22 protein-coding genes are annotated in these 21,204 nt (G+C 68.2%); 8 read left to right on the plus strand and 14 right to left on the minus strand.

Features of this window, described 5'->3' with window-relative positions; genetic code table 11:
• Positions 1-54 precede the first annotated feature (54 nt).
• Entirely contained in the window at positions 55-216 is a 162-nt protein-coding gene (locus tag ABZW96_RS09355) for a hypothetical protein (RefSeq protein ID WP_355072912.1), read from the plus strand.
• 28 nt (positions 217-244) lie between these two features.
• Here ABZW96_RS09355 and ABZW96_RS09360 read toward each other — a convergent pair whose 3' ends face one another.
• The gene (locus ABZW96_RS09360; protein WP_355072997.1) at positions 245-859 is read right to left on the minus strand and encodes a DUF3043 domain-containing protein; all 615 of its coding nucleotides are present in this window, start codon (positions 857-859) and stop codon (positions 245-247) included.
• Between the two features lie 256 nt (positions 860-1,115).
• On the opposite strand from ABZW96_RS09360, the gene ABZW96_RS09365 reads away from it, so the two are divergent.
• Entirely contained in the window at positions 1,116-1,466 is a 351-nt protein-coding gene (locus ABZW96_RS09365) for an iron-sulfur cluster assembly accessory protein (RefSeq protein ID WP_355072914.1), read from the plus strand.
• Positions 1,467-1,718: 252 nt separating this feature from the next.
• Complete coding sequence (locus tag ABZW96_RS09370) at positions 1,719-2,687, plus strand: carbohydrate kinase family protein (RefSeq protein WP_355072915.1); 969 nt, start codon at positions 1,719-1,721, stop codon at positions 2,685-2,687.
• A 58-nt stretch (positions 2,688-2,745) separates the two neighbouring features.
• Here ABZW96_RS09370 and asnB read toward each other — a convergent pair whose 3' ends face one another.
• Positions 2,746-4,689, minus strand: a complete 1,944-nt coding sequence (gene asnB / locus ABZW96_RS09375; RefSeq protein ID WP_355072916.1) for an asparagine synthase (glutamine-hydrolyzing) — start codon at positions 4,687-4,689, stop codon at positions 2,746-2,748.
• A gap of 364 nt (positions 4,690-5,053) precedes the next feature.
• Between asnB and ABZW96_RS09380 the strand changes: the two genes are divergently transcribed.
• The 3 genes from ABZW96_RS09380 (at position 5,054) to ABZW96_RS09390 (ending at position 7,357) form a co-directional block, all read left to right on the plus strand.
• The gene (locus ABZW96_RS09380; protein WP_355072999.1) at positions 5,054-6,145 is read left to right on the plus strand and encodes a cytochrome c oxidase subunit II; all 1,092 of its coding nucleotides are present in this window, start codon (positions 5,054-5,056) and stop codon (positions 6,143-6,145) included.
• 13 nt (positions 6,146-6,158) lie between these two features.
• Complete coding sequence (locus ABZW96_RS09385; RefSeq protein ID WP_355072918.1) at positions 6,159-6,575, plus strand: cytochrome c oxidase subunit 4; 417 nt, start codon at positions 6,159-6,161, stop codon at positions 6,573-6,575.
• Between the two features lie 125 nt (positions 6,576-6,700).
• Complete coding sequence (locus ABZW96_RS09390) at positions 6,701-7,357, plus strand: TetR/AcrR family transcriptional regulator (protein WP_355072920.1); 657 nt, start codon at positions 6,701-6,703, stop codon at positions 7,355-7,357.
• Here the strand turns inward: ABZW96_RS09390 and ABZW96_RS09395 are convergent.
• The 5 genes from ABZW96_RS09395 to ABZW96_RS09415 form a co-directional block, all read right to left on the minus strand.
• Complete coding sequence (locus ABZW96_RS09395) at positions 7,354-8,451, minus strand: CSLREA domain-containing protein (protein WP_355072922.1); 1,098 nt, start codon at positions 8,449-8,451, stop codon at positions 7,354-7,356. The genes ABZW96_RS09390 and ABZW96_RS09395 overlap by 4 nt on opposite strands.
• 290 nt (positions 8,452-8,741) lie before the next feature.
• Positions 8,742-9,041 carry a YciI family protein gene (locus ABZW96_RS09400; protein WP_355072924.1) on the minus strand — a complete coding sequence of 100 codons (300 nt, stop codon included), beginning with the start codon at positions 9,039-9,041 and terminating at the stop codon, positions 8,742-8,744.
• Between the two features lie 99 nt (positions 9,042-9,140).
• Positions 9,141-10,418, minus strand: a complete 1,278-nt coding sequence (locus ABZW96_RS09405) for an FAD-binding oxidoreductase (RefSeq protein ID WP_355072926.1) — start codon at positions 10,416-10,418, stop codon at positions 9,141-9,143.
• A 52-nt stretch (positions 10,419-10,470) separates the two neighbouring features.
• A complete protein-coding gene (locus ABZW96_RS09410; RefSeq protein WP_355072928.1) occupies positions 10,471-12,042 on the minus strand; it encodes an alkaline phosphatase D family protein in 1,572 nt (523 codons plus the stop codon).
• Between the two features lie 63 nt (positions 12,043-12,105).
• Positions 12,106-12,870, minus strand: coding sequence for a sporulation protein (locus tag ABZW96_RS09415; protein ID WP_355072930.1), 765 nt, complete (start codon positions 12,868-12,870; stop codon positions 12,106-12,108).
• A 297-nt stretch (positions 12,871-13,167) separates the two neighbouring features.
• On the opposite strand from ABZW96_RS09415, the gene ABZW96_RS09420 reads away from it, so the two are divergent.
• Both ABZW96_RS09420 and ABZW96_RS09425 read left to right on the plus strand, forming a co-directional pair.
• Entirely contained in the window at positions 13,168-13,962 is a 795-nt protein-coding gene (locus ABZW96_RS09420; protein WP_355072932.1) for a hypothetical protein, read from the plus strand.
• Between the two features lie 71 nt (positions 13,963-14,033).
• The gene (locus tag ABZW96_RS09425; protein WP_355072934.1) at positions 14,034-15,350 is read left to right on the plus strand and encodes a hypothetical protein; all 1,317 of its coding nucleotides are present in this window, start codon (positions 14,034-14,036) and stop codon (positions 15,348-15,350) included.
• 72 nt (positions 15,351-15,422) lie between these two features.
• Here the strand turns inward: ABZW96_RS09425 and ABZW96_RS09430 are convergent, their stop codons facing one another.
• The 7 genes from ABZW96_RS09430 to ABZW96_RS09460 form a co-directional block, all read right to left on the minus strand.
• Positions 15,423-16,154 (minus strand): lysophospholipid acyltransferase family protein, encoded by a 732-nt coding sequence (locus ABZW96_RS09430; RefSeq protein WP_355072936.1) that lies wholly within the window; start codon positions 16,152-16,154, stop codon positions 15,423-15,425.
• 178 nt (positions 16,155-16,332) lie between these two features.
• On the minus strand, positions 16,333-17,343 hold the full coding sequence (locus tag ABZW96_RS09435) for an ROK family protein (RefSeq protein ID WP_355072938.1): 1,011 nt from the start codon (positions 17,341-17,343) through the stop codon (positions 16,333-16,335).
• On the minus strand, positions 17,340-17,756 hold the full coding sequence (locus tag ABZW96_RS09440; RefSeq protein WP_355072940.1) for a hypothetical protein: 417 nt from the start codon (positions 17,754-17,756) through the stop codon (positions 17,340-17,342). The genes ABZW96_RS09435 and ABZW96_RS09440 overlap by 4 nt, the downstream gene beginning before the upstream one ends.
• Entirely contained in the window at positions 17,746-19,047 is a 1,302-nt protein-coding gene (locus ABZW96_RS09445; RefSeq protein ID WP_355073000.1) for an ArsA family ATPase, read from the minus strand. The genes ABZW96_RS09440 and ABZW96_RS09445 overlap by 11 nt, the downstream gene beginning before the upstream one ends.
• The gene (locus ABZW96_RS09450) at positions 19,044-19,478 is read right to left on the minus strand and encodes an SRPBCC family protein (protein ID WP_355072941.1); all 435 of its coding nucleotides are present in this window, start codon (positions 19,476-19,478) and stop codon (positions 19,044-19,046) included. The genes ABZW96_RS09445 and ABZW96_RS09450 overlap by 4 nt, the downstream gene beginning before the upstream one ends.
• A 37-nt stretch (positions 19,479-19,515) precedes the next feature.
• Positions 19,516-19,899, minus strand: a complete 384-nt coding sequence (locus ABZW96_RS09455) for a polyketide cyclase / dehydrase and lipid transport (protein ID WP_355072943.1) — start codon at positions 19,897-19,899, stop codon at positions 19,516-19,518.
• Between the two features lie 29 nt (positions 19,900-19,928).
• Complete coding sequence (locus ABZW96_RS09460) at positions 19,929-21,056, minus strand: glycosyltransferase family 4 protein (protein WP_355072945.1); 1,128 nt, start codon at positions 21,054-21,056, stop codon at positions 19,929-19,931.
• Positions 21,057-21,204 lie beyond the last annotated feature (148 nt).

The following is a 21,204-nucleotide window of genomic DNA, read 5'->3' on the forward strand; positions in this document are numbered from 1 at the left end:
CTATGTCAGTACCGCCACTTTCGGCGGTAAATCACTGACCGCAAAATTACTGCCATGGTTACTTTTCTCATCACCCTGGCGGTCATCGTGGCTTTCGCCACACTCATCACCCGCGGCACCGACCGCGCGGGATCCGCGCAAGTGATCGACCGCGACGTACAGCGGCTGCACTCCGAGCTGACGGCGATGCTCGGCCGCAACACCCACCACCGCTGACCAACCAGCGCCGCAGGCGCTGGCAAAACTACACAGCTTCGCCGGGGGTTACTCGCGGCTTCGGGGCGCGCATCTTGCGGATCTGCGAGGCGCGGACGAAGGCGTACCAGCCGAGGCGGTAGCCGCCGTCGGTGGTCTCCGGGAAACGCTCCCTGACCCGGTTGTTCACCACGCGGCCGAGCAGGACGCCCTCGATGCCCATGAACAGCATCATCACCAGCATGGCCAGGGTGACGACGGTCTGCAGCGCGGGCGCGAGGAACATCGAGAAGATCAGCACCAGCGCCATCGGCATGAACAGGCCGACCAGGTTGCGCCGGGCGTCGACGATGTCGCGGACGAAGGCCCGGACCGGGCCCTGGTCGCGGGGCGGCAGGTATTTGTCCTCGCCCGCGAGCATGCGCTCCCGTCGATCCGCGGCGGCCTCGCGCCGCTTCGCGGACGCCGCCTTGCGCTCCGCTCTGGTGCCCCGCGCGGCCTTGCGCCGGGCGCGGGCCTCCTTCGCGGTGAGCGGAGCGGGTGCTATCGGGCCGCGGCGCTTGCCTTGCGCGTCACGGCGTTTCGGGGTGGGACGGCCCTTGCCCGCGGTGGCCGTGGCCGCCGCGCGGGTGCTGCTTGCGGCCGAGTCACCGTTCGTGACCACCGTCGATGCGGCGGTCGCGTCGGTGGTGCTGGACTCGCCGCGACGGAACAATTTCACACCGACCAGGCTATTCGATGGGTGGCGCGGCGAGAAATGCGGTCCGATTCGCCCGGAGTGTGCGGGCTCACGGAGGTTGCGTGTCACCGCGGACCGGCTGGTGGCAAGATGGAGGAATAGCAGCCCGCCGAGTGGTGTTTACCGACACGACCCGTGCGCTGTTCCACGGGTTCGACCACAGGTTCCTCGAGGAGAGTTCATGACTGTGCAGAACGAGACCGCCACCCACGGTGTGACTCTGACCGACGCCGCCGCCACGAAGGCGAAGGCCCTGCTCGACCAGGAGGGCCGCGACGACCTGGCGCTGCGGATCGCGGTGCAGCCGGGTGGTTGCGCCGGCCTGCGTTACCAGCTGTTCTTCGACGACCGCTCACTCGACGGCGACCTGACCGTCGACTTCGGTGGCGTCACGCTGGCCGTCGACCGGATGAGCGCGCCGTACGTGCAGGGCGCCTCGATCGACTTCGTCGACACCATCGAGAAGCAGGGCTTCACCATCGACAACCCGAACGCCACCGGCTCCTGCGCCTGCGGCGACTCCTTCAACTGAGGTAGTAGCGTCCCGGCGCGGTCGCGGAGATCGGCCGCGTTCGATCGGAACAACTGATCTCGTAAGGACATGGGTAACTCGTCGGGAACGCCCAGGACCCGAGCGGCACTTGCGCAAGACCTGAACGCAAATCCGGTGCCGCTCAACTAGTACGGCCTGAAGACCCGGAGAGGCGGCATCAGCTACGGTGAGATCGGGACTCGCGTCCCGGTCTGCACCGCCTGCCGCCTACCGTTGAAGGGGCTCAGCCACGTGTCCATCGCCGTTTCCGCGTCCATTGCGACCGACCACCTCATGCGTTTTCCCGGACGGTTCGCCGACGTACTGCTGGCCGATCAGCTCGACCACGTGTCGCTGAGCTTCCTCGTCGACGATCTGCAGATACGTCGCGGAGGCGTCGGTGGCAACATCGCCTATGCCATGGGCCTGCTCAATCGGACGCCCCTGCTGATCGGAGCCGTCGGCGCCGACTTCGGCGAGTACCGCGCCTGGTTGGAGAAGCACGGGGTCGACTGCTCCACCGTGCTGGTGTCCGACCGCGCGCACACCGCGCGTTTCGTCTGCACCACCGACGACGACATGGCCCAGCTCGCGTCGTTCTACCCCGGCGCGATGAGCGAGGCCCGCGACATCTCCATCGCCGAACTCGCCGAGACGCGGGACCTCGACCTCGTCCTGATCGGCGCCAACGACCCGGAGGCGATGCTGCGGCACACCGCCGAGTGCCGCGAATTGGGGATCCCGTTCGCCGCCGATCCCTCGCAGCAGCTGGCCCGCTTGGACGGCGACCAGTCCGTGCAGCTGATCGACGGAGCCGCATACCTTTTCACGAACAAGTACGAGTGGGGCCTGCTGCTGCAGAAAACCGGCCTGACCGAGGAAGAGGTCGCACAGAAGGTCGGCGTCCGCGTCACCACCCTGGGCGCGGACGGCGTGCGGATCGTCGATCGCGACGGCACCGACGTGACCGTCGGCGTCGTGCCCGAGATCGAGAAGGTCGAGCCGACCGGCGTCGGTGACGCCTTCCGCGCCGGCTTCCTCACCGCGCACACCGCCGGGCTGAGCCTGGAGCGTTCCGCGCAGCTGGGCTCGCTGATCGCCGTGCTCGTGCTGGAGACCATGGGCACCCAGGAGTGGACGCTGACCAAGGAGTCCGCGCTCGAGCGCCTCAGCCAGGCCTACGGTCCCGAAGCCGCGGCGGACATCAAGACGCTGCTGTAGACCGTGCGGACGAAAGGCGCGCACCCGGCCGGGTGCGCGCCTTTCCCGCGTTTCGGGGTCAGAGCGAGACCGGGTAGACCGGCTCCTGGATCTCCGGCTTGATCCGGTCCTCGACGAAGATGCCGTGCCACACCATGAACACCAGCAGTGTCCACAGCCTGCGGCTGTGATCGGCGGTCCCGGCCCGGTGCGCGACCAGCATCTCGCTGATCGCGGCCTTGTTCAGCAGGTGGTCGGTCTGCGACTCCGCGATCTGCTGCTGCGCCCAGTCGTAGAGTTCCGTGCCGCGCAGCCAGTGCCGCAGCGGGACCGGGAAGCCGAGTTTGGCGCGGTGCAGCACGTGCGGCGGCACGATGCCCTCCAGCGCCTGACGCAGCGCGTACTTCGTGGTCTCCTTGGTGATCTTCTGGTCGAACGGCAATCCCTCGGCCGCCTTCAACACCTCGGAGTCCAGGAACGGCACGCGCAGTTCCAGCGAGTTGGCCATGGTCATCTTGTCGGCCTTGACCAGGATGTCGCCGCGCAACCAGGTGAACAGGTCCAGGTGCTGCATCCGGGCCACCGGATCCCAGCCGCGCGACTGCGCGTAGAGCGGCGCGGTGACGTCCTGGTGGGTCCATTCCGGCCGGAACTCGCGCAGCACGGCGCGCAGCTGGGCGTCGCTGAAGCTGCGCGCGTTGCCGTAGTAGCGCTCCTCCAGCGTGAGCGAGCCGCGGTGCAACAGGCTCTTGCCCCTCGTGCCGTCCGGAATCCGGTCCGACAGCTTGCCCGCCAGCCTGCGCAGGCCGCGGGGCAGCTTCTCGAACGGCTTCAGCGACAGCGGCTCGCGGTAGATGGTGTACCCGCCGAACAGCTCGTCGGCGCCCTCACCCGAGAGCACCACCTTGACGTGCTTGCGGGCCTCCTTGGCGACGAAGTACAGCGGGACCAGCGCCGGGTCGGCCACCGGGTCGTCGAGGTACCAGACGATCTCCGGGATCGCCGCGGCGAACTCGGCGGGGGAGACCACCTTCACCACGTGCCGCGCGCCGATCGCCTCGGCGCTCTCGGCGGCCACGTCCACCTCCGAGTAGCCCTCGCGCTCGAACCCGGTGGTGAACGTGATCAGCTTCGGGTTGTGCCGCATGGCCAGCGCCGCGACCGCGGTGGAGTCGATGCCGCCGGACAGGAACGAGCCGACCGTCACGTCGGCGCGCATGTGCTTGGCGACGGAGTCCTCGAGCGCCGCGGCGATCTCCCGGTAGCGGGACGCCGCCGAGCCGGGGGTGAACGGGCGCACCGGGAACTTCGGGATGAAGTACCGGGTGACGACCGGCGCCGCGCCGGGCCGCACGGTGGCGTAGCTGCCCGATTCCAGCCTGCGGACGTCCTTGTGCAGCGTCTCCGGCTCGGGCACGTACTGCAGCACGGTGTAGTGCTCCAGCGCGCGCGGGTCCAGCTCGTCGCTCAGCCGCAGCACGGGCAGCAGTTCGAGCAGGCTCTTCTTCTCACTGCCGAACGCGGTTCCGCCCGGCCCGGTGGCCAGGAACAGCGGTTTGATGCCGAACGGGTCGCGGGCCAGGAACAGCTCGTTGGTCTCGGTGTCCCAGATCGCGAAGGCGAACATGCCGCGCAGCCGCCGCACCGCCTCCGGACCCCAGTAGTGGAACGCCGCGACGATGGCCTCGCTGTCGCCCTCGGTCTGGAAGATCTTGCCGTCCGGGAACTCGGCGGCGTGCGCCTCGGCGAGTTCCGCGCGCAGCTCGAGATAGTTGTAGATCTCGCCGTTGAAGGTGAGCGCGTAGCGGTCGGGCCGCTCGGGCGGGCCCCAGCGCAGCGGCTGGTGCGAGTGCTCGATGTCGATGATCGACAGGCGGTTGAACCCGAAGATCACATGGTCGTCGTGCCAGGTGCCGCGCTCGTCCGGGCCGCGGTGGCGCACGCAGTGCAAGGCCTCGTAGACCTGCTCCACCGTGCCAGGTGCCGCCTCGTCAGATGCCAGGAATCCGAGCAGTCCACACACGGCGTCGGCAACCTCATTTCTCACAGTCGGGATACGCGCGCACCGGATGGGGCGCAAGGGGACGAAATCTAGTGTCCGAGTATGCCGCACCTAGGGCGTCCGCGCGTCGCGCGCGTCACCTCAGGGCGGAATCGCTGGTGACGATGATCCCGGCGGGCCCGGTGAGGTGTCGAAGCCGACCCGACGACAAAGGGGGGGTGCGTTTGGTCTACGCTGCGTAGTACTCAGGTCTCTCTCAGGCGACCCGCGCGCGAATGCGCCGGCCCGGGGAGTGCCCTGATACGAGCTTAGGACGTATCGTCGGGGCCCATCGCAGCCCGGACGATGCACTGTCGGAATGTGTGGCGACCAGGAAGGCGTGAGCGTGGCGCACAAGGCGAGCGAAGAGATCGGGGCACGACCCGCCCGGGGTCGGCAGGGCCGTATCCTTCGGCGGGCCGGGCTGGCGGTGTCCTTGGGGATCACCGCGCTGCTCGTCTCGGGCTGCTCGATCGACACTGTTTGGCTGCGGTTCGGCTGGCCGTCCGGCATCACGCCGCAGGCCACCCGGATGCGGGAGTTGTGGACCTGGTCGGTCATCGCCGCGCTGGCGATGGGCGTGCTGGTCTGGGGTCTGACCTTCTGGACCATCGCGTTCCACCGCAAGAAGGCCGACTCTCCGGAGTTCCCGCGCCAGACCGGCTACAACGTGCCGCTGGAGCTGACCTACACGGCGATTCCGTTCGTCATCATCGCCGTGCTGTTCTACTTCACCGTGGTCGTGCAGAACTACGTGCACGAGAAGGTGGACAACCCCGACGTCACCGTCGACGTGACCGCCTTCCAGTGGAACTGGAAGTTCGGCTACCGCAACGTCGACTTCAAGGACGGCTACCGGTTCGACGGCATCGACACCTCGCGTGAGGCGCTGAACCAGGAGCAGCTCGAGGGGTACAAGGAACGGACCAAGGACGGTCACCCGCAGCCGGGCCCGGTACACGGCAAGCCGGAGAACGACATCCTCTCCTACCTGCACTACGACAAGGTCGAGACGATCGGCTCGAGCAACGAGATCCCGGTCCTGGTGCTGCCGACCGGCAAGGTCATCGAGTTCCAGCTCGCCGCCGCCGACGTGATCCACGCCTTCTGGGTGCCGGAGTTCCTGTTCAAGCGCGACGTGATGCCCAACCCGAAGGAAAACCACTCCGACAACGTCTTCCAGATCTCCAAGATCGAGAAGGAAGGCGCGTTCGTCGGCCGCTGCGCCGAGATGTGCGGCACCTTCCACTCGATGATGAACTTCGAGGTCCGCGCGGTCACGCCGGACAAGTTCACCAAGTACCTGGACGCGCGCCAGGCGGGCAAGACCAACGCCGAGGCGCTCGAGTCCATCGGGGAGGCTCCGGTCGCCACGTCCACCGCGCCGTTCAACACCAGGCGCGACACCAAGAGCGCGGCCTCGGCCGAGAGCAAGTGAGGATTGATCTGACATGAAGATCGAAGCGCGGATTTTCGAACTGCTCACGGTGTTCTTCATCATCATCGCGGGCGTCTACGGCTTCTTCACCGGTCAGTCGCGTACGGGTGTCGAGTGGGCGGGCACCACGGCCATGGTGTTGACCGCGGGTCTGTCGCTGATCATCGGGACCTACTTCCGGTTCGTCGCCCGTCGTCTCGACCTGCGCCCGGAGGACTACGAGGACGCCGAGATCGTCGACGGTGCGGGCGACCTGGGCTTCTTCTCGCCCGGCAGCTTCTGGCCGATCACGCTGGCCGCCGCCGGTTCGGTGACCGCGCTCGGCCTGGCGTTCTTCCAGTTCTGGCTGATCGGCATCGGCGTCGTGTGCGTCCTGACCGCCGCCGCCGGGCTGGTGTTCGAGTACTACCTCGGTCCCGAGAAGCACTGAGCCGAAGATCTGCCGAAACGGCCCCACCGGAAAAAATCCGGTGGGGCCGTTTCGCGTGTGCGACGAGCTGCCGAAGCGGTGGAGTCCTGGGTAGCTCCGGGCCCGCACCTGCTATGAAGGTGCGGGTGGGAGAGAAGTTGCTGGAACCGACCTTGAAGGCGTTACCACACGGACCGCACGGCCTCGCTCGTGACCTGGTGACGGGCTCGCAACGGCAGCGCCTGCTGTACGGGGTCACGGTCGTCGTCGCCGACCGGGGCTACCTCGATGCGACGATCGCGGATATCGCCGCTGCCGCGAAGGTTTCGCGTCGGACGTTCTATCAGCACTTTCCGGACAAGGAAGCCTGCTTCCTCGCGGCGGCCGAGACCGGCCGCGATCTGATGATCGATCATCTCCGGCAGGTCATGAGGCAGATCTCGTCCGAGCCGGTGACGCCACTCGAAGCGCTCCGCCGCGGCATCCGTGAGTACCTCACGCTGCTGCGCGACGAGCCTTCGTTCGCCCGTGCCTTCTACCTGGAAACCGCTGTGGCCGGGTCGCGCGCGATCGAGTCGTTCGAACGATGCCAGCAGTGGTTCGCGGGATTCATCCGATCGTGGCGTGCGGCAGCGGGCCCCGTCGACTCCACCGTTCCCGATTGCGCGTACCTGGCGGTCACCGACGCGACCAACGAGGCCATCCGCCGAACCCTCCGTGCCGGAGGAGACTTGCTCGAGCTCGAGGAAGCCGTCGTGTACATCCACCGCGCCTTGCTCGGGCCGCCGACGCCCGCCGACTAGGACAGAACTCTGTCGCCGGCCCCGGTGAGGTTGCAGGATGCGTCGTCGCTGGTGTTGCCACCTTCCGAGGCAATTCTCGCGAACACCTCGGCGCAGTTGACCACAGCTGTCCCGGACCTGTTGCCGAGAATCGTGGAGTCCCGCAGGAGGACGGTGCCGAGAGGGACGTCCACCAGGTCGGTCAACCGGCGTGGAAGGGTGTCGAGGTAGGCCGGCGCGACGTTGATGCCACTGCCGCCGTCGGATGCGGTGTTCCCGGTGATCGTCGCGCGATCGAAGGTCACCACGCCCCTTCCCCGAACGTCGACGCCGCCGCCGCGTCCGGCGAATCCGCCAGGGCGGTACCAGACTCCGGGGTCGACCACGTGGTTGTCCGCGATCGTGGTATCGGTGAAGGTGCAGGTGTTGTCGCACCGCACACCGCCCGCCTCGCCCGCGGAATTGCCGGAGATGACCGTATTCCTCGTCTTCAAGTCCGAGCCGGGCACGTTGAAGATGCCGCCGCCGTATCCGGCGCTGTTGCCCTGGACCACGACGTCGTCGAGAACGAGATCCGACGAATTCGCGATGCCGCCCCCGCCGGTGTCGTAGAACGGGATCTCGTGCTGGGCGGCGACTCCGCCGGTCACCGTCAATCCCGCCAACGTCACCGGCGCGGCGACACTGACCACCCGGTCGATCCCGTCGGCGTCCAGCACTGTTCGATCGCGACCGGCGCCGCGCAGCGTCGTGGGGGCGGTCAGGTTCAGGTCGCCCGTGGTCGGATCAGGGTTGCGACCCTGTACTTTCCGCTGGTCGGGGGCGATCGTCAACACGTATCGACCGGCGGGAACCACGATTGTGCTGCCTGGACGGGCATTGGCCGTCTGCACCGCGGCGCGCAGCGTGCAGGCGCCGGAGATCGTGCGGCATTGCCCGCTGCCTGGGTCGGCCGCTACGTCGTCCGTCGTGGAGTCCACCGTTATCACACCCGGCGCACCCGCGGTGGGTGATACGTCGGCGTCGGCCGCTGCGGGAAAACCGGCCACGGTTCCCGCGACCAGGGCTGAGATGGCGAATGCGCTGATCGCCGCGGCAGATGTGCTCGTCCTCATGAGGTCTCTGATCCGATCACGAACATGGAGTAAGGTACGCTCGCGTATAAGTAGGGAACGTGAGCGTTTACCACTATGTCGCATCAGAACCCGCTACCGGTGGCGTTTTCCGGAATTCGGTCCGCAGTCGCTGATCGGCATCGGCGTCGTCCGCATCCTGACAGCCGCGGCAGGGCGGTGTTCGAGAACTACCTCGGGCCCGAGAAGCGCTCAGTCGGAGTTTCACCGATTGTGAGTGGCGAATTCGGCGGTGCGTGCTCGCGAATCAGACCCACTGTATCCGGCTCACCTCAGGCTCCGTTGCGGTCGGAGGCCGCGATCACCTCGGGCGCGCCGAGTAGTGGCGTGAACTCCACGACCTCGTGCGTCGCGACGCCGTGGAGCAGGTACGGATCGGTGGCGAGGATCGAGTCGAGCCGATCGCGCGGCATATCGGTGGTCAGGTAGACGCCGCCCACCAGTGGAACGCGGCGTCCCGCCAGCACGAGGTGCCGGTCGGTGATGAGCTGCTCCAGCCAGCGACCGTGAGCGGGGCGCAGGGGGTCCACTTCGGCGAGCGGAACGGTGTAGGTGACGGTCACGACGAACATGAACGCAACGCTAGCGCTGGCCCTGATCGGTGGTCATGGCGATTTCCGGCGGCACGCGCACCAGCGGCCCTCGACCGAGGGACGGTACGGGCCGAACCGCTACTCGGCTTCGTACCGCAGCGAGTTCTCCGAACGGCAGATCTCCTCGATGCCGGAGACGATGTCGCGCAACTGTTCCGACGGGAGCGCGGCAGGGCGCAGGCGGCAGGTGAAGGTGATCAGGCCGTGGTCTTCGGCGGGCAGGCCGCGGGCGGCGGATTCGGCGCGCAGGTAGCGCGAGCGGACGCCGTAGGTCATCGCGGAGATGACCGTGAAGCAGCCGGTGCGTTCCCGGTGTCCCGAGAACAGATCGTGAAGGCGGTAGAACACCGACGTATAGCTCGACAGGGGCGCGAAAATGCCCACCCGGTAGGCGGGCCCACGCTCGGACGAGCTGAGCGCCGTATCGGCCAGATACTCCGCATCGCGGAGGGTTTGCACCTTCGGCGCGAACAGCACCGCGCCCGCGGCCGCGTTGCGCACAGGCATGCCCGCCTTGCCGGGCGCGGCGGAGGCGATGGCGCCCAGCGATTTCCGCGCGCGCGACCCGACCTCGCGCCGGGCGCGCAGTCCCCTGGTGGGCGCGGTGGGGTACAGGCTCGACCACTGCCCGAAGCGCACGGTGCCCAGCTGCACGTGACCGGTGCCGACCGGGCGCGCCACCTTCAGCGGCGCGGTATCGACCCAGCGGCCGACCTGCAGTTCGGCGTTGCCGGGCCGCAAGATCTCCGCATAGGCGTGCTCGACGAAGGAGTCGAAGTCCAGGAACCGGTCGGCGTCGGTGGTCAGCCAGGTGCGTTCCTTGTCGATCTCGATCGCGTCCAGGGTGAGCGCGGTGATGATGCCCGCCCGGCCGCCCGCGCCCAGGATGCGCTGGAACCGCTCGGTGTGGTGGGTGCGCCCGCAGGTGCCGATGCGCCCGTCGGTGTCCACGTACTCCAGATCGACGATCTGGTCGATGAACAGGCCGTGTTTGTGCGAGGCCGCGCTGACGCCGCCGACCGAGGCGAAGCCGCCCGCGGTGATGTCGCGGTGATCGCCGACGACGGGCAGGCCGAGGCCGTGCGCGCCGAGCCTGCGGTCGATATCGGAGAGTTTGGCGCCCGCCTGCACCCGGACGGTGCGCCGGCCCAGGTTGATGTCCAGCACCTGATTCATCCGGCGCAGCGACACCACGGTCGGCTGAGCGGGCAGCGCGAGGCCCTCGTCGAGCAGCTCGCCGCCGCGCACCATCAGCCGTTCCGATCGCCCACGTGAATCCCGCACCGTGCGAACGACATCGGCGGTATCGCGGGGGAGGTATTCCTCGGCGTTGGAGACAATGTGCGGCGTGCTCATGGCAGAAGAGCTAACCACAGCGCGGCCCGCGCCGCTCCCCCGAAGCGGGGTGTCACCGCGACGCCGGCGCAAGGCTCTTGCTGAACAGGACGGATCCGGCGGCGTCGCACAGATCTACGGTCAGTTCCCTTGACCTTCCGTCGATGCGCACCTCGCCGAAATGCTGGAAGGCGTCCAGTGGCGAGCTGTTCTGCACCGGCGGGGCGTGCACGTAGACCGCCTCCGGACCGAAGGTGCCGTCGAGCTGGTTCGGGCCGAACGCGCCCGCGTTGAGCGGACCGGAGACGAACTCCCAGAACTCGTCGAAGTCGGTGAAGGCCGCCCGCTCGGGCGAATAACGGTGCGCCGCCGTGTAGTGCACGTCGGCGGTGAGCCAGACGACGTTGGCCACCTTGTTCGCCTTGATCGACGACAGCACCTGGGCGATCTCGCGTTCCCGGCCCGACGGCGCGCCGGGATCGCCGTTGGCGGGTCCCTCGAAGGCGGTGGTGTTCTTCTGTTCGCCGTCCGGGACGACCAAGCCGAGCGGCAGGTCGTTGGCGATGATCTTCCAGGTGGTGGTGGACTCGCGCAGGCTGTCGACGAGCCACTTCGTCTGCGCCGGACCGAAGATGCGGCCGTCGGGGCCGTTGTTCGCGTTGTTGGCGTCCTTGTTCGCGCGCATGTCCAGCACGAAGACGTCGAGCAGCGGACCGTAGGAGATCTTGCGATACAGGCGGCCGTCCACCGCTTCCCTCGGCTCCAGCGGCATCCACTCGTGGAAGGCCTGCCAGGAACGGGTGGCCAGGGTGTCCATGGAGCGTTCGGTGTAGCCCTTGGACTCGCCGACCAGTCCGCCCGGGTACCAGTTGTTCACCGTCTCGTGGTCGTCCCACTGGACCACTTGGGCGACCGAACTGTTGAAGCGGCGGTAGTTCTCGTCGGTCAGGTTGTAGGCGTAGTTGCCGCGGAACTGGTCGAGGGTCTGCGCGACAGCGCTTTTCGCCTCGCTGACCACATTGCGCCAGATCCGCCCGTCGGGCAGGGCGACCGATTCCCGCAGCGGTCCGTCGGCGTAGATCGAGTCGCCGGAGTGCAGGAACAGATGCGGGTCGCGGGCGGCCATGACGGCGAAGATCCTCATGCCGCCCAGCTCCGGGTTGATGCCGTAGCCCTGGCCCGCGACGTCGCCGGACCACTGGAGCCGGATGTCCGACGCGGCGGTGGGCGCGGTGCGGAAGACCCCGGTGACCGGTTCGGAGGTGGCGCCGTCCTCGCCGCGCAGCGTCACCCGGTAGTGCACCTGCGTTCCGGCGGGCAGGCCGTTGACCCGTACCCGGCCGGTGCCGTCGGAATCGGGTGTGAGCAGCGGTCCGGTGAAACGCTTGGGATCGGTGAACGATTCCGTGGCGGCGGTTTCCACCAGCAAGGTGGCGGGGCGATCGGCGCGGGCCCAGATCAGTGCGCCGTCCGCGCGCGGATCACCCACCGCGACACCGTGTGTGAGCACCGGCCGCCCGCGGACCAGCGCGGGGCCGTTGTCCGGCGAGCATGCCGCCAGTGCGGGGGCCGCCACCAGTCCGAGCGCGGAGGCGCGCAATACGGTGCGCCGGATGGTCTCGAGTCCGAGCCGGTCATGAGGCAACCCTGACGCAACTACGTCAACGGCGCGTGAACGGGCCGGGTCCGTGTGGACAACAAGCAAGAGTCAGTGCGCCAGGCGCGCTATACGGTGGTGCAGTTCGCCCGCCCAGTCCACGCCGCCCAGGTGCTGGTAGTCCACCCACAGCGCGTCGAACACGTCGCGGCCCTCGGAGAGCCAACCGCCGCGCTTGTCCGCCTCCAGGACCACGCTCATGCCGGTCTCGGTCGGAACGAAAGTCACCTCGAGCTGGTTCAGGCCCGGGTAGTGCGGTGCGCCCGCGAACTCGATCTCCTGGTAGAACGGCAGCGTCTGGGGCGTGTCGTGCACCCGGCCGGATTCCACGTCCGCGCTACGCAAATGGAATCCCAAGCGTTCCACCGCTTCCAGCAGCACGTGCTGAGCGGGCAGGGCGCCGACGCCGATCGGGTCGGTGTCGGCGGCGTCCACCGCGCCGTGGATCTCCACGATCGTGCGCAGCGAGACCACCGTGCCGGGCAGGTGTCGTCCGTTGTAGAACGTGATCGGTGTTTCCATCGGCGCGCGGGCCGCGAACCGGAACTCCAGCGGCGCCCCCTCGGGCAGATGCAACGGTCCGTGCACTCCGATACGTCCGAACGCGACGTCGCGCACGCCCTCGTGATCCTCGTACTCCTGCTCGGCCCTGGTCACGAACTCGACGGCCACCTGGGTGATCTCCTGCGCGACCGCCCCGCCCCGCAAACGGATCACGCCCTCCACCGTGCCCCCGGGCTGCACACCCGGCGTGAACAACTCGGTCTCCACTTCGGCCCCACCGACCCCGGCCACCGCCAACAACTTCTTGAACATGCTCCGCAGTCTTCCCGCTCTTGCCGAAGAAAACCTTGGCGTCTTCTTACGTTGTGGGCAACGTCGTCGCCTGCTCTGCTCCGGCATGCATCACGCGTTCGGCGATAGTCGTGCGTTCGAACTTGGAATACTCCATAACGCAGCATATTTCGATACCTGCCGGTGCTGCGATCGCGGAGTCGTGAGGCACGGTAGCCGCCGACTCCAAGAAAGGGGAGGAGGGTTGGTGTGCGACGGTCCGGTGGAGGTCGGGCATCGTCGGTGGCGCTATTCGTCGCTGGGACCAGCCTATGGGGATTGTTCAGTGCCGGGCTCGCGTTGCTGGGTTCCGACCGTGCTGGACCGCTGGTCGCTATAGGCGCGGCGATTCCCCTGTTGAGCGTCGCAGCGGTCACCGGTCGGCGTCCGGCTCTGGAGCTGTATTCGCACGGGAATACCTATTTCCGACTGGGCTTGCTCGAGGCCGTCAATATTTCGCTGTACGTCGCGGCCTTGGCCATCGGCCCCGTACCGGTGGTCGTCGCTTTGCACCTGGCATCTCCAATCATGTTGCTGGTTCTGGCCATGTACACCGGCAAGCGGGCGGTGAACGTACGGATCCTGGTCGAGCTGCTGCTGCTGGTAGCCGCCATCGTTCTGGTCTCCGCTCGACCCGCGTCGGAGATCGACACTGGTAGCGCGTTGATCGGTTGTGGCCTGGCACTCGGTAGCGCGGCTGCGGTGACCGCGTTGATCGTCCTGGTAGCTCGAGAGTCTCCCGATCGCGACCCAACGGTCTCGGCGGGACTGCAGCTGGCCGTTGCCGGAGTGCTCACCGCGCCCTTCCTGACGATGACCACATGGGATTGGGAGCGAACGTTCGCCGAGCTGGCGCTCGGCGCAGCCCTGCTGGGTCCGGGGTTCGCGTTGTACTGGCGTGCGATGCGACGCCTCAGCCCGCAGATCGCAGGTGCGCTCGGCGTGAACGAGGCGCTCGTGGCCTCGGTCGTTGTCGCGGCGGTGGACAGATCACAGCTGTCGCTGCCGACGGTAGCCGGTGGAGTTCTCGTCGCCGCAGCGGTTCTGCTGGATGCCGGAGAACGGATATATTGACGGGCACCGTCCAGGCTGGCGAGACGTATCACCGGTCAGGGCAGTGTTTTCACCGTTCGCAAGGGGGCGCTGTGTCATATGTCGACGACCGCATCGGACTGGCTGCCGACTGGTTCGGCAGAAATCTGGTTCGGCACGACGACGGCTATGCGGGTTGGGGTTGGTCGACCGACGTGCCGCCCAATCCGCAGGACACCGCCGAGGTTGTGTGCGCCCTGTCCAGAGTGAACCGGCCCGTGCCGGATTCAGCGGCGGTGCTGGCGCTGGTGCGGCGCGATGTGGTTCCGCACAGCACGCGCGGGGAGTGGGAGTTCCATGCTCCGGTGGATGCGGCCTGGCGGCTGCGTGCTCTGCGATGCTTCGGTATCGCTGTCGCGGACGCCGATCTGGTGGCCTGCCGCAACGCGTTGCTCACTGCGCAGGACCCGGATACGGGTGGTTGGTCGCTGGCCGACGGTATCTCTGCGGTCTCGGTGACAGCCACGACGGCGGCGATACGGGCACTGCTGGAGTTGTCCGCCTCCGACGACGAGGCCGCGCGTGCTGCACTGCGCGGCACGACCTTTCTGGTCTCCGCGGTGCTCGCCGGAGACCCGCGGGTCGAGCCCAACTACGCGGCCGCGCAGATCGCGAGCCTGCTGGCGGTACCGGAGATCGCGGTGCTCGGCGGCACCCGCGTGCGCCGAGCCCACGAGTTGGCGACCGAACGGGTACTCGGCGGGCTGGACCACGATCTCGGCAAGCTCGAGGAGGAGCAGATACGTCGCGGCAACGTGGCGCAAACCTGGCATCACGCCACCTTGCAGCTGTCGGTTGCGGCGCTGGCGACCTCGGGTGACCGTTGGATGTTCCACCCCACTTTCCGCAGTGCCTTCATCGAGTTGCTCGACTACCAGCAGTTGTCACCGATCCATCGAGATCGCGGTGGATTCCGCACGTCACGCGAAGGTTTCATCACCTCGTATGCGAGCGCCCAGGCGGTGCACGCACTTGCTCAGGTGCGGTCCCAGGTCGGCGAATGGGTCAACCCGGCAACGGTCTTCGATCTGTTGTGTCGACGCGAAGGCGTCCATCACACCGACCCGCAGGAGGTCGTTCCGGTCGGCCGTGCGCCGATGGTCATGAACAGTCCCGCGGGAGCGGCGTTCCTGGCGATGGGCGCAGCGTCCGGATCTACGATCGTCAGCCTGGCCCTGATCTTCGCTGACAGGTTGGGGGACATCGCCAGCCGGGCGTTGGTCTCTTGGGGAACGCTTTTCGTCTTCCTCGGGATCTATGGTTTCGCGGCCACCCGGTTGAACTCGATCCCCAAAGCGAAAGTGGGTGCCGTGGTATTCGCCGCGTTTACCGCGATCGTGTTTCCCGTCGTCGCTTTTCTGCTCGCATAGCCTTACCGGCTTCAGCCAGTACCAAAACGGCCCCGAGAACAGGGGGTCTCGGGGCCAGGCCGGGCTGAGTGATCAGCCTGCGGCGGTGTCCGGGATGCGGACGGGGACGGCGGCGGGGTGGCTGCCGCTGGGGACGCCCTTCTTCAGGCTGTGGGCGTAGACGTCGACGTACTCCTGGCCGGTGAGCTGCATGAGCTCGTACATGACCTCGTCGGTGACGGCGCGCTCGACGAAGCGGTTGCCGCCCATGCCGTCGTAGCGGGAGAAGTCGATGGGCTCGCCGAACTTGACTGTCACCTTCCTGCGGCGCCAGCGGAACGGTCCGGGTGGGCTCACCTCGTCGGTGCCGATGACGGCGACCGGGATGACGGGGACGCCGGTCTCCAGCGCCAGGCGGGCCAAGCCGGTCTTGCCCTTGTACAGGCGGCCGTCGGGGGAGCGGGTGCCCTCGGGGTAGAGGCCGACCAGACGGCCCTGGTCGAGCAGCTTGCGGGCGGCGTTGAGCGCGTCCTCGGCGGCGTCGGCGCCGCTGCGATCGATCGGGTACTGGCCCGAGGCGCTGAAGAAGAACTTCTGGAGCCGGCCCTTGATGCCCGGGGTGTTGAAGTACTCGGCCTTGGCGAGGTAGCTGATCCGCCGCGGGCTGAGCAACGGAGCGAACAGCCAGTCGGCGAAGGAGAGATGGTTACCCGCCATGATGGCCGGCCCGTCCGCCGGAATGTTCTCTACGCCTTCGACCGTAGGCCGGTTGTAGAGATGAATGAACGGTCCCAGCAGCACGAACTTCAGCAGCCAGTAGAACATGACGTCCTTCCCCCGGGACCGGGATAGTTGCGGGCACCTGCTTCAATTGCCGACTTTACCGCCGGTGCAAGATCACATCCAACCGCAGCGGCGAATCTCACCACACTTCGGCCTCGACGCCGAGCGATGACGACGACCGGCGTGTCGCGGCAGGCCACGAGGGGTCGTGGCGGCGTGGTCAACGACTGGTCCGCGCGACGCGCGCGGACTTACGCGCGCCCGAGGGCAGTGCCGCCCTCGCGAGGTCGGCCGCGCCGATCATGCCCGCGGCCTCACCCAGTTGGGTGGTTCGTATGCGGGCCAGCGGCCGGTGTCCCGCGCCCGTGATCGCGCGCGCGTACTCTTCGCGCGCCTCGTCCAGGAACAACGGCGCCGAACTGCTCACGCCGCCCGCGATGACCACCAGGTCCGGATCGAAGATGTCGCTGACGAACGCCAGCCCGAGCCCGAGCCAGCGCGCGAAGTCGGCCATCACCCGCACGGCGAGCGGGTCGCCGTCCTGCGCGGCGCCCGCGACCCGCCGTCCGGTCAGCGAGCCGGGATCGCGTGCCACATCCCTGGCCAGCACGGAGCGCAGGGTATCGCTGGCCAGCATCTCGATCGCGGTCTCCGCCAAAGCGGTTCCGCTGCAGTAGCGCTCCCAGCACCCGCGTTTGCCGCACGGACAGGGCCGCCCCTGCGGAACGACTTGCAGATGACCCAGTTCAGGTGCGACGCCGTGCGTGCCCCGATACAGCTGGCCGTCGATCAGCAGGGCGGCGCCGATGCCGGTGCCGATCGCGATGAGCACCACGTTGTGCCCGCCCGCGGCGGCGCCGAACCGATACTCGGCCCACATCGCCGCGTTGGCGTCGTGTTCCAGGATCACCGGCAGTTCCAGCCGTTCGGTGAGACGCTGGGCGACCGGGGCGTCCTGCCAGGGTAGATGCGGGGCGAACCGGACGGTGGAGCGATCGCCGTTGATGAACCCGGCGACCGCGAGGCCGACCGCGCCGATGGGATGCCTGCCGGACAGGTCGCGCACGGCCCGGTCCAGCGCGTCCTCCAGCGCTCGCGCGGAATGCGGCGTCGGCGCCTGGACCGTGTCCAGCACCTCGCCGCTGTCATCGATCACCGACGCCCGAATGTTGGTGCCGCCGACGTCTATTCCGACGGTCAGCGGTCGCGTACCGGCCATCTGGTGCGTCATACCTTGATCGTCACGGGAATGTCGACGTAACGGGGACCGTCGTCGTCCCCGGGCCGGCCATGGCGATGCGGCGCGCCGGTCTCCGGGTCGGCTTCGGTGGGCATGACGGGTTCGACCGGCACTCCGGCCAGCGCCTCGCGCAGCACGGTGACGATCGCGGTGCCGTGATCGGCGACCGCGGCCAGCACGTCGTGGTGCTCCCCGCGCACCAGCGCCGCGGCCGCGCACACCGGGCACCAGCTGCAGCTGGACCACTCGACCTGTCCGTCGGCCGCGCGCCGCAACACCGGCTCGACCCGTTCCAGCACCGCCTCGGCCAGCAGCTTCAGTTCCTCGGCGAATTCGGCGACACCGTCCGGCGCGGTGTGGCCGCCGACCTCCTCGCCCCTGGGCGAGTGCGGATCACCGGTCATGGTCGCGACTTTCGGACGCGTGCGCCCAGACCCGCGGATCGGGCCGGAAGCGGACCACCAGATATCCGTCATCGAGTTCGGCGCCGTCGACCGTGCACCGCCGCAATACCGGCGCCAGGCGCACCCGGCGCCGGACACCGTCCGCTCCCACGATCAAATCGTCCTCCACTCGGCCAAGGCGCAATGTGGCGGCGTCGACCACCGGCAGGTGCATGCGCAGCGCGTACACCGACTGCAATCCGGTGCCGGATTCCAGGAGAACCAGCGGTTCGCCGGAACTCGCGTCGACCTCCGTCTGATTGTCGCTCAGCATAAGCGCAGCGTCCCCGGTGTCGCCCGCCGAGTCCATCGCGTACGACAGCGCGGCCAGCGAGTTCAGCCCGATCGGCTCCGGGCCGGTGTGCCGCGCGATCACCACCGGTATACCCGGCATCGTGCTCCGCAACTCGGCGATGACGTCGGATTGCTCGCCGCGCCGGTTCGAATACCACTGCACCGCCGGATGTTCGGCTCCGTCGGGCGGCGCGAGATCGGGCAGCACCTTGTTCACCACGACGGCGTTCAGCCGCAGGCCCAGCAGCGCCGCGGCGGAGCGCACCCGCTGCGACTCGGCCACCGCGACGCGCTCGGCGAGGGTGACCAGCCGCGCCCGCGTGCGCCGGTGGTCGGCGAGCAGATCGCGAACTTCAGTGACCGCCCGTACGATTCGTTCGACCGTGGCCGCGAGCACGGCGCGCCGCAGGTCTGTGCCGACGGCGCTCATCGCCCGTGCGTGCGGCGGCCATATCCGTTCCACGTAACCCAGCAGCGTGCCCGGCGCGGTGACGATGCGCAGCATGTCCGCCGAGGGCGGGCAGTCGACGACGATCAGATCCCAGTCGTCCTCGGCGGCGAACTGGGCGATCTCCACCAGCATCAGTAGTTCCTGCACGCCGGGCAATCCGGTCAGTTCCGCCGGGTCCAGCGCGGCGAGGTCGAAACCGTGCTCGTGCCCGCGGCCGGCCGAGATCACCCGCACCACGTCGCGGAACCGGTCCTCGAGCAGCGCGAGCGAATCGATCTCGATCACGTCCAGTCCGGGCAGCACGGTGGCGACGCCGGTGACGGTGCCCGGATCGTGCGGGAAACGGAAGCCGAGCGCGTCGCCGAGCGAATGCGCCTGATCCAGCGAGGCGATCAGCACGCGACGGCCCGACCTGGCCTCGGCCATGGCGGTGGCGCACGCGAGCGTGGTCTTGCCCACCCCACCCTTGCCGATGAACAGCTCGACCCGGGTCTTGTGCGCGGTCAGCCTTCGACCCGTTTCTTCAGTTCCTTCAGCGCGGTATCGGTGATCACTTTCTCGGCCTTGCGCTTGAACATGCCGATCATCGGGATGTTCAGGTCGACGGTGAGCGTGTAGACGACCTCGGTGCCGCCGGGCCGATCGATCAGCTCGTAGGTGCCGTTCTGCGCCTTCTGCAACTCGCCGCTGAGCAGCCGCCAGCTGACCGCCTTACGGTCGGCGCGCCACTCGTAGGACAGGACGTAGGTGTCCTTGACCACCCCGGCGTCCAACACGAACCGCGCGGTCTTGGCCAGACCGTCCGGCCCCACCTCCAGCACCTCGACCGACTTCGCCGCGGATACCCACTCGGGATAGGACTCCAGATCGGCGATGACGGACATCACCTGCTGCGACGGGGCCTCGATGACGATCGATCTCTGGGTCCGGTCGGCCATTCGGACAGGGGTTCCTTTCAGCGTCGGTGCTGGTAGATCAAGGCTGGGGCGCGGGACTGACACCGGCGGGGCGGCCCGCCTCCAGGCGGGACTTCACCTCGAACGACATGTTCTTGCCCGCGACCCGGCGCGCCCGGTTGGCGGCGGCGAGCTTGCCCGCGGGCAGCGCGGGCTCCGGCTCGGCGTGCAGGAAGTAGTGCAGGATCACCCCGTCGAGCGCGGGCTCCAGCCATACCTCCATGGTCCCCGTCAGGCCACCGGACACCGACCAGCGGATACCCTTCTCGGCTCGATCCTCACGGACATCCAGGGCCAGGTCGGGCCACCAACGGCGCCAATTGTTCGGTCCCGCCAGCAGCTCGGCCACGGCGGCCCCCGGTGCGGCGACGAAGGTCTGATCTGCGACCTGGATACTGCTCACTCCGCTGAGCGTAGTAGATGCGACGCGGATCACCGCAGCAGCTGTCGCAGGCGCGCGCCCAAGCTGTCCCAGCGCCACTGCTGCTCGACGAACGCGCGGCCCGCCGCGCCCATCCGCGCGGCGGCATCCCGGTCGGACAGAATGTCCACCAGGGCGTCGGCGATCTGCTGCACGGAACGCCCGTCCACCACGCGACCGGTCTTGCCCTCGATCACCGTCTCCGGCGCGCCGCCGGAGTTACCCGCCACCACCGGGACACCGGACGCCGACGCCTCCAGGTAGACGATGCCGAGCCCCTCCACATCCAGCCCCGCGCCCCTGGTCCGGCACGGCATCGCGAAGACGTCCGCCAGCGTGTGATGCGCGGCCAACTCACCGGACGGGACGCGGCCGGTGAACACCACGTCCTCGGTGACGCCCGCGGCGACCGCCAGGGCGCGCAGCTTGTCCTCGAAGGGGCCGCCGCCCGCGATCACCAGGACCGCGCCCGGCACACGCTCGCGGATATCGCGCATCGCCAGGATCAGCGCGTCCTGCCCCTTGCGCGGCACCAGCCGGGACAGGCACAGAATGGTCGGCCGGTCGCCGAGGCCGTATCGTTCGCGCAGCTCGGCCCGCGCGGCCGGATCCGGGCGGAAGACCTCGGAGTCCACCCCGGGCGGCAGATACTCGAGCGCCGCGTTCGAGCCGAACGCGGACGCGAACCGGCGGCGGGTATAGCGGCTGACATAGGTGACCACATCGGTGTGCTCGCCGATGGCGCGCAGCGCCTGCCTGGCCCCCGGCAGCATCGACCAGCCGACCTCGTGGCCGTGGGTACTGGCCAGAATCCGTTCGGCGCCCGCGCGACGCAGCGCGGGCGACAGCAGCGCCAGCGGCGCCGCGGCCCCGAACCACACCGTGTCGCACTGCTCGCTGCGCAACAGGCGCGCGGCTCTGCGCAGCACCAGCGGAGTCGGCAGCATCAGCGTGGTGGGATGGCGAATGACCTGGAACTTCTGCCGGGCATCGAACTTCAGATGGCTGTCGCCACGCCAGCGCGGAGCGTAGACCACCAGGTCGTCCGGCGGCAGCTCACCGGCCAACGCCTGCAGATACGACTGGATACCGCCCGGCCGCGGCGGGAAATCATTGGTAACCAGCAGAGTTCGAGCCATGCGCAACAAAATACTGTGTTTGTTTGGCCGCGACTTCGTCGCGGCGTGTTCGCGGCCCCTTTGTGGCTCGCGTTTGCGCGACCGCCGCTTGGTCCTTCGTGTATGGGTTTGCTCGCCGGGCCGAGATCGCCGAAGTGGTCGCGCAGCA

This window comes from Nocardia sp. NPDC004168 (genome assembly GCF_040610355.1).
In the GTDB taxonomy this organism is placed as follows: domain Bacteria; phylum Actinomycetota; class Actinomycetes; order Mycobacteriales; family Mycobacteriaceae; genus Nocardia; species Nocardia sichangensis.

Bases quoted from the DNA above. Each gene is read 5' to 3' on its own strand.
- ABZW96_RS09355 (WP_355072912.1), top strand. From the start codon at position 55: ATGGTTACTTTTCTCATCACCCTGGCGGTCATCGTGGCTTTCGCCACA.
- ABZW96_RS09365 (WP_355072914.1), top strand. From the start codon at position 1,116: ATGACTGTGCAGAACGAGACCGCCACCCACGGTGTGACTCTGACCGAC.
- ABZW96_RS09385 (WP_355072918.1), top strand. From the start codon at position 6,159: ATGAAGATCGAAGCGCGGATTTTCGAACTGCTCACGGTGTTCTTCATC.
- ABZW96_RS09395 (WP_355072922.1), bottom strand. From the start codon at position 8,451: ATGAGGACGAGCACATCTGCCGCGGCGATCAGCGCATTCGCCATCTCA.
- ABZW96_RS09400 (WP_355072924.1), bottom strand. From the start codon at position 9,041: ATGTTCGTCGTGACCGTCACCTACACCGTTCCGCTCGCCGAAGTGGAC.
- ABZW96_RS09405 (WP_355072926.1), bottom strand. From the start codon at position 10,418: ATGAGCACGCCGCACATTGTCTCCAACGCCGAGGAATACCTCCCCCGC.
- ABZW96_RS09415 (WP_355072930.1), bottom strand. From the start codon at position 12,870: ATGTTCAAGAAGTTGTTGGCGGTGGCCGGGGTCGGTGGGGCCGAAGTG.
- ABZW96_RS09430 (WP_355072936.1), bottom strand. From the start codon at position 16,154: ATGTTCTACTGGCTGCTGAAGTTCGTGCTGCTGGGACCGTTCATTCAT.
- ABZW96_RS09435 (WP_355072938.1), bottom strand. From the start codon at position 17,343: ATGACGCACCAGATGGCCGGTACGCGACCGCTGACCGTCGGAATAGAC.
- ABZW96_RS09440 (WP_355072940.1), bottom strand. From the start codon at position 17,756: ATGACCGGTGATCCGCACTCGCCCAGGGGCGAGGAGGTCGGCGGCCAC.
- ABZW96_RS09450 (WP_355072941.1), bottom strand. From the start codon at position 19,478: ATGGCCGACCGGACCCAGAGATCGATCGTCATCGAGGCCCCGTCGCAG.
- ABZW96_RS09460 (WP_355072945.1), bottom strand. From the start codon at position 21,056: ATGGCTCGAACTCTGCTGGTTACCAATGATTTCCCGCCGCGGCCGGGC.